We start from the raw sequence: 14718 nt of genomic DNA on the forward strand, positions 1-14718 counted from the left end.
GCCGGTGGTTTGATCGACTGCCACTTCTGCGGTGCTCACGACATGATCTCCTCGGGGACGTCACTGGTTTCCGGCTCGGATTCCGCCGCTGCCGGGGAGCCGGTGATGGACAGGAAGACATCGTCGAGGCTGGGCCGGTGCACCCGGGCGTCGACGACGTTCACGTCTGCGTCATCGAGCCGGCGCAGGGCTTGGACCATGGTGCGGGAGCCCTCACCGACCACCACCGACACCTCGTCGGCGCTCGCCTCGTGTGCGGGTTCGCCGATTCCGATCTCGGCGAGGACCCGCAATGCGGGCGCCGGGTCCTGCCCGGGGCTCAGTGTGACGGTGAGCCGGTCCCCGCCGATCGAGGATTTGAGTTCGTCCGCCGAACCGCGGGCGATGACCCGGCCCTTGTCGAGCACGGTGATCTGATCGGCCAGCCGGTCGGCTTCCTCGAGATACTGGGTGGTCAGCAGGACCGTGGTGCCGTCGCGGACGAGTTCGCCGATAACCCGCCACATATCGTTGCGGGCCCGCGGATCCAGCCCGGTGGTCGGTTCGTCGAGAACCACCACGGGCGGACGGGCGACCAGGGCACCGGCCAGATCGAGGCGCCTGGTCATCCCCCCGGAATAGGTCCCGGCCCGGCGGTCCGCGGCATCCTCGAGCCCGAATTCCCCGAGCAGTTCCCGGGCCCGCGAGACCGCGCGTTCGCGCGACATCCCATAGAGCCGCGCGACCATCCGCAAATTCTCGTAGCCGGTGAGATTGGCATCCACCGCCGCGTACTGACCGGACAATCCGATGAGTTTGCGGGCCGCCGCCGGATCGTGCAGGACGTCGACATTCGCGACCCGGACGGATCCGGCATTCGGGCGCAGCAGGGTGGTGACGATCCGTACAGCGGTGGTCTTACCCGCGCCGTTGGGACCGAGCAGCCCCAGTACCGTGCCTTCGGGGATTTCGATATCGACCTCGTCCAAAACGCGGACGCGGCCGTAGCACTTCACCAGACCGGTGATCTGTACCGCGGGCTTCACCGAGCGTTCTCCTTCGTTTCGATACCGGGCTGCGCTGTCGTGGCCGCCCCGCGCAGATGTTCCCGGAGCACGGGTCCGAGCACCGCCAGGGATTCCGGGGTCGTCATCTCCGCGTGTGTGCACGCCAGTTCCCGGGCGTGCACGGCACCGGTGACGAAGCCCTGCCAGGCCTCCGGGCGCCGATCGGGCGCGGCCAGGTTCACCGGGTCGGCGCCGGCGGCGAAGAACAGCAGATCGCCGTCGAACACACCGGGCCGGAAACCATTGGCCTGGACGGTGCCGTCGGCGTAGCCGGCGTACAGCCGTTCCAGATGGTCCACCGTGAGTGCCGCGAACGGGCCGGGACGCGACCGCAACAGTTCGGCGGCCTCGGCCAGGGTCGGTTCCGTCCCGTCGGCGACGAGGTCGCCGCCGAATTCGCCGAGGATCTCGGCGACACCGGGCACGGCTTCGGCGGCCAGATCATCGGAGAGCCGGTAGCTGTCCAGCATGGTGAGCAGCGCGACCTCCTCGCCGGCCGCTTGCAGTCGCACGGCGATCTCGTGCGCGATCAGACCACCAAGCGACCAGCCGAGCAGCTGGTACGGCCCATGCGGTTGCACGGTCCGGATATGGGCGATGTAGTGCTCGGCCGCTTCGCCGATCGATCCGAATCCCGGTTCACCGCCGGCCTGCGGTGCCTGCAGACCGTAGACCGGCTGGTCGGCGGGCAGTTCGGCGAGCAGGCCGGCGTAGCACCAGGACAACCCGATCGCCGGATGCACACAGAACAGCGGGGGCCGGCCGGTACCGGTGCCGGGGCGCAACGGCAGCAGCGGAGCCAGCGCCAGCTCCATGGCATCGGCGACGGTACCGTCGCCGAGCCGGGCAGCCAGCGCGGCCGGGGTGGATTCGCCGAACAGCAGCTGCATCGGCAGGTCGTACCCGGCCTCCCGGGCCCGGCCGACCACCTTCGTGGCGAGCAGCGAATTACCGCCCAGCTCGAAGAATCCGTCTCCGGCGCCCACCCGGTCGACCCCGAGAACCTCCGCGAAGATCTCGCACAGCGCGGCCTCCACCGGGTTGGCGGGCGCCCGGTAACCCTCCGCGGCGGTGAACACCGGTTCGGGCAGGGCGGACCGGTCGAGTTTGCCGACCGGAGTGAGCGGCAGCCGGTCGATCAGCATGATCGACTGCGGAACCATGTAATTGGGCACCAGTTCGGACACATGCGCGGTGAGTTCGGCGGCGGTGGCGCCCGCCGCGGCCTTCACATACGACACCAGGGCGGTCGCGCCCGCGGCCGTGCGATGACCGGCGGTGTAGGAGAACTCGACCGCCGGATGCCGGCTCAACGCCGCGTCGATCTCGCCCAGTTCGATCCGGAAACCGCGGATCTTCACCTGATGGTCGGTACGGCCGACGTATTCGATATCGCCGGGGCCGCCGTCGCGCGCCGTGCGGATCCGCACCAGATCGCCGGTGCGGTACATCCGCTCCCCCGGTTTCCCGAAGGGATTGGCCACGAAACGCTGGGCGGTGAGCCCGGGCCGGTCGTGGTATCCGCGGGCGAGCGCACCACCGGCCAGGTACAACTCGCCGGTGACCCCGAGCGGCGCCGGGCGCAGCCGGGCGTCGAGAACCATGGCCGCGACACCGCGGATGGGTTCACCGATCGGGATCGGACCACCCGGTACCAGCGGCGGCGACATGACGGTGACGATGGTGGTTTCGGTCGGACCGTAGACGTTGTGCAGGTTGCGGCCCGGCGCCCAGCGCGCCACCACTTCGGCCGGGAGGGCCTCGCCACCGACCAGGACGTGCTGGAAATCGGTGACGCCTTCCGGGTCCACCGTCGCCAGGGCCGCCGTGGTGATGAAGGCGTGGGTGATCCGTTCCGCGATCAGTACCCGGGCCAGTTCCGCACCACCGACCACTCCCGGCGGGGTGAGCACCAGGGTGGCCGCACCGCCGAGCGCGAACAGCAGGTCCAGCATGGCGGCGTCGAAACTGGGGGTCGCGAAGTGCAGGATGCGACTGTCCGGCCGGACATCGAAGCGATGGGCCGTCTCCGCCGCGAAATTGGAAAGTCCGCGATGGGTGACCACCACGCCCTTGGGGGTTCCGGTGGAACCCGAGGTGTAGATGACGTAGGCCGGGTTGTCCATCCGCAGCGGGGTGATCCGGTCCGCGTCGGTGAGCGGAGCGCTGGACGCCCGCAGCACCTGTTCGCGGACCTCGGCATCGTCGAGGGCCAGCCAGTGGGCTCCCTCGGGCAACTGCTCCCGGTATTCGGCCAGGGTGAGCCCCAGGGCCGCGCCGGAATCGGAGAGCATATGGGCGATGCGCGCGGCCGGGTAGCCCGGATCCACCGGGACGAAGGCGGCGCCGGTCTTGGTCACCGCCAGGACCGTGGCGACCGATTCGGCCGTACGCGGAATACCGAGTGCCACCAGTGTTTCCGGACCCACCCCGTAGCCCACCAGCACCCGGGCCAGCCGGTTGCTCCAGCGGTCGAGGGCGTCGTAGGTGATCTCCACGCCCGCACCGGCCAGCGCCACCGCCTGCGGGTCGACGTTCGCCGCGGCGGCGAAGACCTCGGCCAGGGTGCACGGCTGGTCCGGATCGGCGCGACGCAGCGGCGCCAGCGCCGACCATTCCGCGGGGTCGAGCAGTTCGAGGTCACCGATGACCACGGCGGGGTCGGCGGCGATCGCGCCGAGCAGCCGAACCAGGCGGCGGCCGAGCCGGGCCGCTGTCGGTGCGTCGAAGAGATCTCCGCTGTAGTTCACCGCCACGCCGATACCGTCCGGCGACCGGTCGGCGCCGCGGCATTCGGTGAAAGTGAACTGGAGATCGAATTTGGCGATACCGGCGTCGATATCCATCGCCTCGATGCTCAACCCCGGAAGTTCCAGGGTGCGTACCGGTTCGTCGCGCACCGACAGCATCACCTGGAAGAGCGGGTGATGCGCCTGGGAACGGACCGGGTTGAGCACCTCGACCAATCGCTCGAACGGCAGATCCGCGTGCCCGAACGCGTCGAGATCGGTATCGCGCACGGAATCGAGCAGATCGGTGAACCGATCGTTGTGGGCGACCGGGGTCCGCAGGACCAGCGTATTGACGAACATGCCGATCATCCGGTCGAGTTCGGGCCGCCCACGGCCGGCAACCGGGGTACCGACGGCGATATCGCCGACGCCGGTCAACCGGTGCAGCAGCACCGCCAGCGCGGCGTGCAGCACCATGAACAGGCTCACATCGTGGCGCGCGGCGAGACCGCGCAACTCCCGGTGTATCCCGGCGTCCACCCGCTCTTCGACGGTGCCGCCCCGGTAGGAGGGCACCGGTGGACGCGGGCGGTCGGCAGGGACGGCGAGCAGTTCGGGCAGGCCCTCCAGCCTGGTGCGCCAGTAGTCGAGCTGCCGGCGGATCGGGGAGGTGGGATCGTCCTCGCTGCCGAGCAGTTCCCGTTGCCACAGGGTGTAGTCGACGTACTGGAGTTGCTCGGCGTCGACCTCCGGCCGGGCGCCGAGCCGGATCGCCCGGTAGGCCGTCGCCACATCGGCGGCCAGCGGTTCCAGCGACCAGCCGTCCATCGCGATGTGGTGCACCACCAGCACCAGGATGTGCTCGTCCGGCGCCACCACGAACAGCGCTGCCCGCAGCGGGATCTCGGTGGACAGATCGAATCCGGGGGTGATGAACCGTTCGATCGCCGCCCCGTGACCCGCGTCGCCGGCCACCGGTGTATGCAGCGTGACGGCGGCGTCGGCCGCGTCGAGCACCCGCTGCACCGGCTCCCCGTCGATCTCCGGGAAGACCGTCCGCAGGGTCTCGTGCTGTTCCTGCACCCGGTACAGCGCGCCGCGCAGCGCCGCGTGATCGAGTGGACCGCGCAACCGCAGCACCACCGGGATGTTGTACGCGCCGCCCGCGGTGTCCGAGCCGCCGAACCGGTTGAGGAACCACAGCCGCTGCTGGGCCGGGGACAGCGGAATCCGCTCGGGCCGCACCCGGCGCACCAGAGCGGCCCCGGTGCCGGCGGATTCCCCGTCGAGCCGGGCCGCGAGTTCGGCGACCGTCGGGGCGGCGAACACCGCCCGCACCGGCAGTCGAACTCCGGTGGCCGCGTCCAGGCGACCCACCAGCTGGGTGGCCAGCAGCGAGTTGCCGCCGATATCGAAGAAACTTTCGTCCGCGGCGGTGACTGCGACGCCCACCAGTTCGCCCATGATCGCGGCGACCCGGCGTTCGGTATCCGAACCGAGCGCACGACCGCGGGCGGTGGGCAGGAGCCGGGGTTCGGGCAGCACGGCGATATCCAGTTTGCCCACCGGGGTGAGCGGGATCTCGTCGAGCAGCGTGAACGCGGTCGGAACCATATGCCGCGGCAACCGGCTGCTCAGATGGTCGCGCAGTTCCTCGGGTTCGGGACGCCGCGCGGGATCGGCCGGCTGGACGTAGGCGACCAACCGGTCCGAATCGCCGAGCCGGCGCACCTCGGCATGGGCGAAGTGCACCGCCGGATGCGCGGTGAGCGCGCCGGCGATCTCGCCGAGCTCGATCCGGAAACCGCGCATCTTCACCTGGTTGTCGCTGCGGCCCAGATAGCGCAGCCCGCCGTCGCGGGTCCAACGCACCACGTCGCCGCTGCGGTAGAGCCGGGCGCCGGGCGGGCCGTAGGGGTCGGCGACGAACCGGGCCGCGGTGAGCCCGGACCGTCCGTGATAACCCCGGGCCAGCCCCGGACCACCCAGATACAACTCGCCTGGGACCCCCGCGGGCACGGGTCGCAGCCGTTCGTCGAGCACCAGGGCTCGGCTGCCACGGATCAGGTCACCCAGCTCGGGCGGGTGACCGGCGGCTACCGGCGTCACCGAGACCACGACAGTGGTTTCGGTGGGTCCGTAGACGTTGCACATCCGCCGGCCGGGCGCCCAGCGCGACACCAGCTCCGAACCGACGCGTTCGCCGCCGACCATGAGACCACGTAGCGCCGGCAGTGGCCAGCGTTCGTGGTCGATGGTGGCGAGTGCGGCGGGAGTGATGAAGGTGTGCGTGATCTCGTGGCGGGTCATGAATTCGCCCAGCTCGTCACCGCCGTACACCTCCGGCGGCACGATGACCATGGCGGCGCCGGCCCCGATCGCGAGCAGCAGGTCCAGGACCGCCGCGTCGAAACTCGGTGACGAGAAATGCATGGTGCGCGCGGCCGGGTGCACCGCCAGCCGGTCCCGGAACTCGTCGGCGAGATCGGCGAGCGCACCGTGGGTCGCGATGACGCCCTTGGGTTTACCGGTGGACCCGGAGGTGTAGATGAGATAGGCCGCATCGGTGATCCGTATCGGGCGCAGCCGGTCGCCGTCGGATACCGGGCCCGCGGCCTCACCGCCGATCTCATCGCGGCCGGCGGGGGAATCCAGCAGCAGCCAGTCGATCTCGCTGCCGCCCGCCGCGCGCAGCCGTTCGGCGTGGCCGCTGCGGGTGATACCGACCGAGCAGCCGGAGTCGGCGAGCATATGCGCGACCCGCTCGGCCGGATAGTTCGGATCCACCGGGACGAAGGCGGCTCCGGATTTGGCGACGGCGAGCATGGTGGTCACCGAATCCATCGACCGGGTGAGCCCGAGGGCGACCTTGTCGCCGGTACCGAGTCCGCGCCGGATCAACGCGCGCGCCAGGCGGTTGGCGCGACGTTCGAGGTCGGCGTAGGTGAGTACCGTCTCGTCCTCGTACAGCACCGGGCGCGGGCCGTGGGCGAGCGCGGTGGCACCGAACAGGGCGCCCAGGGTGCGCGGGATCCCGGGGGCGGGGCCGCGGGCCGGGCACAGGGTGTCGCGTTCGGCATCGGTGCGGGTGTCGATATCGCCGACCGGCACGGTGGGCCGGGCGCCGATCGTGGCGAGCACCCGCAGGAAGCGGTCCGCGAGCGTCTCGACGGTGGCCGCGTCGAACAGTTCGTCGGCATAGACGAATTCGAGGTCGCCGTCGCCGAGGTCACCGGCGCGCAACTCCAGATCGAACTTGGCGCGCGCGATATCGAGCGGGGCCGCCCGCACCACCAGCCCGGGCAGTTCCAGTTCGGGCACGGGGGTGTCCTGCACCGTGAGCGCGACCTGGAACAGCGGGTGGCGCGCGGTGGCGCGCGGATCGTGCCCGAGCGCGGCAACCACCTGTTCGAAGGGGATATCGGCATGGGCGAGGGCGGCGAGTTCGGTATCCCGATCCCCCCGCAGGAGGTCGGTGAACGGGCGGGCCGGATCGACCGGAGAACGCAGCACGAGCGTATTGACGAACATCCCCACCAGTTCGCCGAGCCGTTTGTCCGTGCGTCCGGCGACCGGGGTACCGATGGCGATGTCCCGGCCACCGGTGATCGCCCGCAACAGTACCGCGAGCGCCGACCGCAGCAGCATGAACGTGCTCACACCCTCGGCGTGGGCCAGGTCCACCAGGGCCGTGCGCACCGGCTCCGGAATACTGCGGTGGACCGAGGCCGCCGTCTGCTCGGGTTCGGCGGGGCGGGGCCGGTCGTAGGGCAGGGGTAGCTCATCGGGTAGGCCCGCGAGCTGGTCCCGCCAGTAGCCGAGCTGGCGAGCGGCGAGGCTGTCCGGGTCGGTCTCGCTACCGAGGTGCTCCCGCTGCCAGAGACCGAAGTCGGCGTACTGCACCGGCAGTGGTGACCACTGCGGCGCGGCCGCGGCGTGGCGAGCCTGGTAGGCCAGCGCCAGGTCGTGGATCAGCGGCCCCATCGACCAGCCGTCGGCGGCGATGTGGTGCAGTACCACGCCGAGCCGGTAGCGATCCGCCCCGGTGCGCAGCAGTGTCGCCCGCAACGGTGTTCCCGCGGTGAGATCGAAACCGGTGGTGGCCGTTACCCGGAGCGCGGCGTCGGCTCCGGCGTCATCGGTCTCCTGCGGCTCCAGAGTGGGCAGTGCCCACGCGGCGGGCAGGATGCGCTGCTGGGCGCCGTCACCGTCGGCGGGGAAGACGGTGCGCAGGATCTCGTGCCGTTCGACGATATCGCCGAGCGCCGCCCGCAGCGCGGGGACGTCCAGCGCACCGTCGATATCGAGAACGAACGCGATGTTGTAGGCGCTGGACTCGGGAGCGAACCGGTTGAGGAACCACAGCCGCTGCTGCGGCAGCGACAACGGCAGCCGTGCCGGCCGCGGATCGTAGGCGGCCAGCGGGACCCGGGAGGTGGCCGGAGTCCGCAGCAACTGTTCGGTCAGCTCCGCGACGGTGGGGGCATCGAACACCGTGCGGACCGGCAGGTCCACCCCGAACCGGTCGTAGAGTTCCCCGACCAGCCGGGTCGCCAGCAGCGAGTTGCCGCCCAGGTCGAAGAACGGGTCCTCGGCGCCGGTCACCGCACAGCCCAGCACCTCCGAGAAGACCTCCGCGACCCGGCGCTCCGCCTCGGTGGCGGGGGCGCGGGAGGCGCTGCCCGTGTTCAGGAACACCGGTTCGGGCAGCGCCTTACGGTCCAGCTTGCCCGAGGGCGCCTTCGGGAACTCCGGCAGCACGGTGACCGCGTCGGGGACCATGTACGCGGGCAGCTGCCTGCGTACGGCCGCCCGGACCGCGGCGGGATCCACTGTGCTGTCGGCGACGAGATAGGCCGCCAGCCGCTGCCGGGCGTGCGCGTCGGTGTGCACCACCGTCAGTGCCGACCGCACCCCGGGTTGGCCGCGCAGTACATGGTCGATCTCCGACAGTTCGATCCGGAAGCCGCGCAATTTCACCTGATCGTCGGCGCGACCGAGGAACCGCAGCCGTCCGGTCCGGTCGGCCACCACCAGATCGCCGGTGCGGTACATCCGTTCACCGCGCCGCCCGTACGGGCTCGCCACGAAGCGGGCCGCGGTCAGGCCGTGCCGGCCCAGATAGCCGCGGGCCACGCCGGGGCCCGAGACGTACAGCTCCCCCGGAGTACCGGGCGGTACCGGACGCAACCGGGAGTCCAGCAGGAACAACCGCATACCGCGCACCGGATGGCCCAGCGGCACCGGGCGGCCGGGCCGCATCGGGCCGGATACGGTGGCGGCCACCGTCGCCTCCGACGGGCCGTACATATTGTGCATGCGATACCGGTCGGCCCAGGCCGCCACCAGTTCGGGACTGCACGCCTCACCGCCGACCATCACACTGCGCAGCTGCGTCGGCCCGGAGGGGTCGACCGTGGCCAGTGCGGCAGGGGTGACGAACGCGTGCGTAACGGCTTCGGCCCGCAGCAGCTCGGCGAGTTCGGCACCACCGTAGACATCCGGCGGCGCGATCACCACGGTGGCCCCGCAGACGAACCCGAGCAGCAGTTCGAGCACCGAGGCATCGAAACTCGGTGAGGAGAAGTGCAGGGTGCGCGCGGCCGGGGTGACGCCGAACAGATAGCACTGTTCGGCGGCGAAGGAGGACAGTCCGGCGTGGGTGACGACGACGGCCTTCGGCGTGCCGGTGGAACCGGAGGTGTAGATCAGGTAGGCCGGATGCGCGGCGCGCAACGGCGCGATCCGGTCGGCATCGGTGATCGGCGCCGCGGAGACGGCGGCACAGTCGATTTCGACATCCGGCGAGCCGAGGATCAGCCACGATTCCACGGCGCCGGGCACCTCCGCCAGCGCCGCGACCTGTTCCCGGCCGGTGACCCCGAGCCGGGCGCCGGAATCGGTGAGCATATGGGCGATCCGATCCGCGGGATAGCCCGGATCGACCGGGACATAGGCGGCGCCGGTCTTGGCGACCGCCCAGACCGCGGTGATCGCGTCCAGACCTCGCGGCAGCGCCAGCGCGACCACGGTTTCGGGTCCGGCCCCCTGGTCGATCAGCAGCCGGGCCAGCCGGTTCGCGCGTTCGTCCAGTTCCCGGTAGGTGGTGTCCAGTCCGCGGTAGCGGACGGCGACCCCGTCGGGGTCCTTGACCGCCGACCGGCCGAACAGTTCGGCCAGCAACACCGGCGGTTCGGCGGGTCCACCCGCCAGCGGAACGAGGTTGGCGCGCTCACGCCGCTCCAGCACCTCGATATCGCCGACCGGCCGCCGGGGGTTGCCGACCGCCGCGTCCAGCACCGCGACGAACCTGCGCGCGATCGCCGCGACGGTCCGCTCGTCGAACACATCGTTCGCGTAACCGATTTCGGCGTGCAGTTCACCGCCGGCATTGTCGTCGTGGATCTCGAGCTGGAGGTCGAATTTCGCGATGGCCCCGTCCAGCGGCAGGATCTCGGTGCGCACCCCTGGCAGCTCCAGCTCGAGTTCCCCGGCGTTGTCGTAGGACAGCATCACCTGGAACAGCGGATGACGTGCCCCGGAGCGCTCCGGGTTCACCATCTCGACCAGCCGCTCGAACGGAACATCGGCATTGGCGAAGGCGTTCAGATCGGTTTCCCGGACGATATCGAGCATCTGGTCGAAATCGGCGCCGGGATCGACCTCCGTGCGCAGCACCAAGGTGTTGACGAACATCCCCACCAGTTCGTCCAGCGCGGGATCGGTGCGGCCCGCGATGGGGGTGCCGATCACGATATCGGTGCTACCGCAGATACGAGCCAGTAGCGTGGCCAGCGCGGCGTGCACCACCATGAACATGCTCGCCCCGCGCGCGGCCGCCAGTTCCGCGGCCGCGCGGCGGGTTCCGGCCGGGATGGTGAACGAGACCCGCCCGCCTCCGGTGGAGCGGTGGGCGGGACGCGGCCGGTCCAGCGGAAGGTCGAGCTGATCGGGCAGCCCGGCCAGTTCGGCCCGCCAGTGGGTGATCTGCCGGCTCAGCGCGCTGCCCGGATCGGATTCCTCGCCGAGCAGTTCTCGCTGCCACAGCGCGAAATCCGCGTACTGCACCGGTAGCGGAGTCCACTGCGGCGCCCGGCCGGCGACCCGTGCCTCGGCCGCGGTGGTCAGGTCCCGGGCCAGCGGCGCGACCGACCAGCCGTCTCCGCAGATGTGATGCAACACCAGCACGAGTACATGGCTGTCGTCGTCCAGTGCGTACAAGGCGACCCGGACCGGGAACTCGGTGCGCAGATCGAACGGCCGGGACACGAACTCGGCGGCCAGACCGGTGATCCGGGCGCTGTCGGCTTCGATCACCTCGAGCGAGAGCCCGGCGTCGGCGGCCGGATGGACCTGCTGGTAGGGGCCCTCGCCGGACTCGGGGAAGGTGGTCCGCAGGCTTTCGTGCCGCTCCAGCACGTCCAGCAGCGCGGCCTGCAACGCCTCGATATCCAGGATGCCGTCCAGCCGGACCGCGAGCGGCATGTTGTAGGCGGCGGCATGCTCGGCGAAGCGGTTCAGGATCCAGAGCCGCTGCTGCGCCGGTGAGAGCGGGATCCGCGCGGGCCGGACCATCGGAACCAGTTGCGGTGAGGCGAGGTCCGGTTCGCGGACGGAGAACCGATCGGTCAGCTCGGCGATGGTGCCGGCCTCGAACAGATCCCGGATGGTCAGCGCGGTACCGAGCGCGGTGTTGATCCGCGCGACCGCGCGGGCGGCCACCAGCGAGTTGCCGCCGAGTTCGAAGAATCCGTCCTCGATTCCGACCTCGGGCACGCCCAGCAGTTCGGCGAATATCGTGGCCAGGGCTTCTTCCACCTCATTGCGCGGCGCGGTCCGGGCCCGCTGTTCGGTGGGGCCCGGGGCCGGCAGCGCCGCCCGGTCGATCTTGCCGTTGCTGTTCAACGGCAGTTCGTCGAGCACGGTGACCGTGGCGGGCACCATGTAACCGGGCAGCGCGCGGGCCAGCTCCGCGCGGACCGCGGCCGGTTCGAGAGTCGCCCCACCACGCGCCACCACGTAGGCCGCGAGCCGGTCGCCGGCGGGGGTGCGGTGGGCGACGCAGACCGCGCGGGCGATCCGCTCGTCGGCCAGCAGTGCGGATTCGATCTCGCCGAGTTCGATGCGCAACCCGCGGATCTTGACCTGGAAATCGGTGCGGCCCAGATATTCCAGTACCCCGCGGCGGCTTCCGGCGGACCCGAGTTGCCAGCGGGACAGATCGCCGGTGCGGTACATCCGCGCGCCCGGTGTGAACGGATCGGCCACGAACCGTTCGGCGGTCAGCGACGCCTGGCCGCGGTAGCCGCGCGCCAGCTGCACACCGGCCAGGTACAGCTCCCCCACCGCGCCCGGCGGGACCGGGTGCAGCGCCGCATCGAGTACATAGGTGCGGGTATTCCACACCGGCGAACCGATCGGGACGGATTCGGGGTCCGGCGGGCAGTGCCAGTAGGTCACGTCGACCGCGGCCTCGGTGGGCCCGTACAGGTTGTGCAGGTCCGGGCCCGGCAGCGCGGCATGGAAATCGCGCACGGTGGCCGGCGGCAGCGCCTCACCGCTGCAGAACACCCGGCGCAGCGACGCGCAGTCGCCGACCTCGGTATCGGTGACGAAGACCGACAGCATCGAGGGGACGAAATGTGCTGTGGTGATGCCTTTCTCGCGGATGACCCGAGCCAGGTAAGCCGGATCGCGGTGTCCGTCCGGGCGGGCAACCACCAGCCGGGCCCCGGTCTGCAGCGGCCAGAAGAATTCCCATACCGAGACATCGAAGGTCGCCGGGGTCTTCTGCAGCACGGCGTCGGTGTGGTCGAGCGGGTATTGGTGCTGCATCCAGCGGAGCCGGTTCACGATCGCCTCGTGGGTGATGCCGACTCCCTTCGGGGCGCCGGTGGAACCGGAGGTGTACAGCACATAGGCCAGATGGTCACCGCGCAGCGGCGAGATCCGGTCGGCATCGGTGACGGGCGCGGGATCGAAACCGGAGAGATCGGCGGTGTCGACCGCGAGCAGTTCGGCATTGCCGGGCAGTTCGAGGCCGTCGCGGATGGCGACCAGCAGCGCGATCGGACGGGCCCGGTCCACGATCCCCGCCAGCCGCGCGACCGGATGCTCCGGATCCAGCGGAAGGTAGGCGGCACCGGTCTTGATCACGGCGTACATCGCGACCACCAGCTCGATACTGCGCCGCAGGCACAGCCCGACCACCTGCTCCGGTCCGGCGCCTGCCGCGATCAGCTTCCGGGCCAGGCGGTTCGCCCGGGCATCGAGTTCCCGGTAGGTCAGCGCCGCCCCCTCGAACTCCACTGCCACGGACTCCGGCCAGTGCCGCACCCGGTCGGCGAAAATCCCGGCGAGCGTGCCGGTGTGGACCTCGGCCGCCGTATCGTTCCAGGTGTGCAGCACCTGGCGCTGTTCGGCGTCGGTGAGCACGGGTAGCTCCCGGACGGGGGTGTCGGCTCCGGTGGTGAGGAAACGGTCCAGGAAGCCCAGGAACCGGCGGTGGTGGGCGGCGACCTCGTCGTCGCTGTAGAGCAGCGGGTTGGCCTCGAAATCGAGATGGACCCGGCCGCCGTCACCGTTGTACAGGTTGACCGAGAGATCCTCGACCGGCCCGGTGGCCAGAATATGGACCGACACCTCGCATTCGGCGAAGTGCAGCGGCTTGCTGAACAGCATGATGTTGATCATCGGGCCGAAGAAACCGCGGGTGTCGCGTTCGTAACCGCAGTCGCGGCGGATATCGTCGTGCCGGTAGCGCTGGTGCCGGAGGGCGCCGGTGATCTGGCGTTCCACTACCCGTACGACATCTTCGACGGTGGTCCCGGGCTCGAAGCGGATCCGCAGCGGCACCACATTCGACACCACTCCGGCGGAACGGCGCAGCGATACGGTGGTGCGCGCGGATACCGGCAGGCTCAGTACCACGTCGTTCTCCCCGGTCATGGACCGGACGTAGCAGGCCATGGCCGCGGCGTACAGGATCGGATCGGTCGCGTTGCGTTGCGTTGCCGCCGCCGCGACGGACGCCTCGGTGGCCTCGCTCAGGACCGCGGTGGCGAGCCGGCGGCCCGCGTCCGCGGTGGCCGGCGGATTGGCCACGGTGGACAGACTGACGACCTCCCCTACACCGTCGAGGATTTCGCTCCAGTAGGCGCGGTCGTTGGTGAACCGCTGTGTATTCCGGTACTCGCGCTCCCCCTCGTACAGCTCGGCCAGCGGGGTGGCGCGCGATACAGTGGGTTCCCGGGACTCGTGGTAGGCCGTATAGATCTCCGCGGTGCGGACCAGCGCGTTCATCGCCGCATAACCGTCGATGACGATGTGGTGGGCCCGGGAGTACCAGATGTAGTCGCGATCTCCGGTGCGCAATACGGCATTGAAGACAAGCGGGTCGTGGTCGAAGTCGACCGGAGTGCGCGCGTCGTTGTTCATCCAGGCCAGGGCCGCGGCGTGCGGGTCCGGCTCGGACCGCAGATCCAGTCGCGCCCACCCCGGTCGCGCCGCCGGATCGACCACCTGATGGGGGACTCCGTCGATCTGGACGATGCGCTGGAGGCCGACCTCGGTCTCCACGCCGAAACGCTCGATCGCATACAGCAGCAGACCCGGATCGAGATCACCGTGGAACTTCACGTACTCGACGACGACAAGAGGGATCTCGGGCTGAATCCGCTGGGCGTACCACATCGCTGTCTGTGCGGGTGTGAGCGGAAACGGTTCGGCCGAAACTTCCGCCGACGAACTGCTGCTATCGACCCCGGTGGCCGACGATCTCATCAATCACTCCGTTCTACAGCTCGACACTCCCCGAACAGCCCGCAACCGGCCTGTACCGGCCGTGGGGTGTGATTCACGACTGGTTATTCGGAGCATCACGGTGAATGGATTGCAGTCGAAACCGAATGGTTACCTGGATCCGGAACAGCTATCGGACC

At 70.1% G+C, this 14718-nt stretch carries 2 protein-coding genes; both read right to left on the reverse strand.

Annotation, left to right across the window (positions count from 1 at the left end; all coding sequences use genetic code 11):
• Positions 1–35 precede the first annotated feature (35 nt).
• Entirely contained in the window at positions 36–1025 is a 990-nt protein-coding gene (locus NF4_RS05975; RefSeq protein ID WP_063126286.1) for an ATP-binding cassette domain-containing protein, read from the reverse strand.
• Positions 1022–14560, reverse strand: a complete 13539-nt coding sequence (locus tag NF4_RS05980; RefSeq protein ID WP_084532880.1) for a non-ribosomal peptide synthetase — start codon at positions 14558–14560, stop codon at positions 1022–1024. The genes NF4_RS05975 and NF4_RS05980 overlap by 4 nt, the downstream gene beginning before the upstream one ends.
• Positions 14561–14718: the final 158 nt, after the last annotated feature.

It is taken from the genome of Nocardia fusca NBRC 14340, assembly GCF_001618425.1.
GTDB classification, from domain to species: domain Bacteria; phylum Actinomycetota; class Actinomycetes; order Mycobacteriales; family Mycobacteriaceae; genus Nocardia; species Nocardia fusca.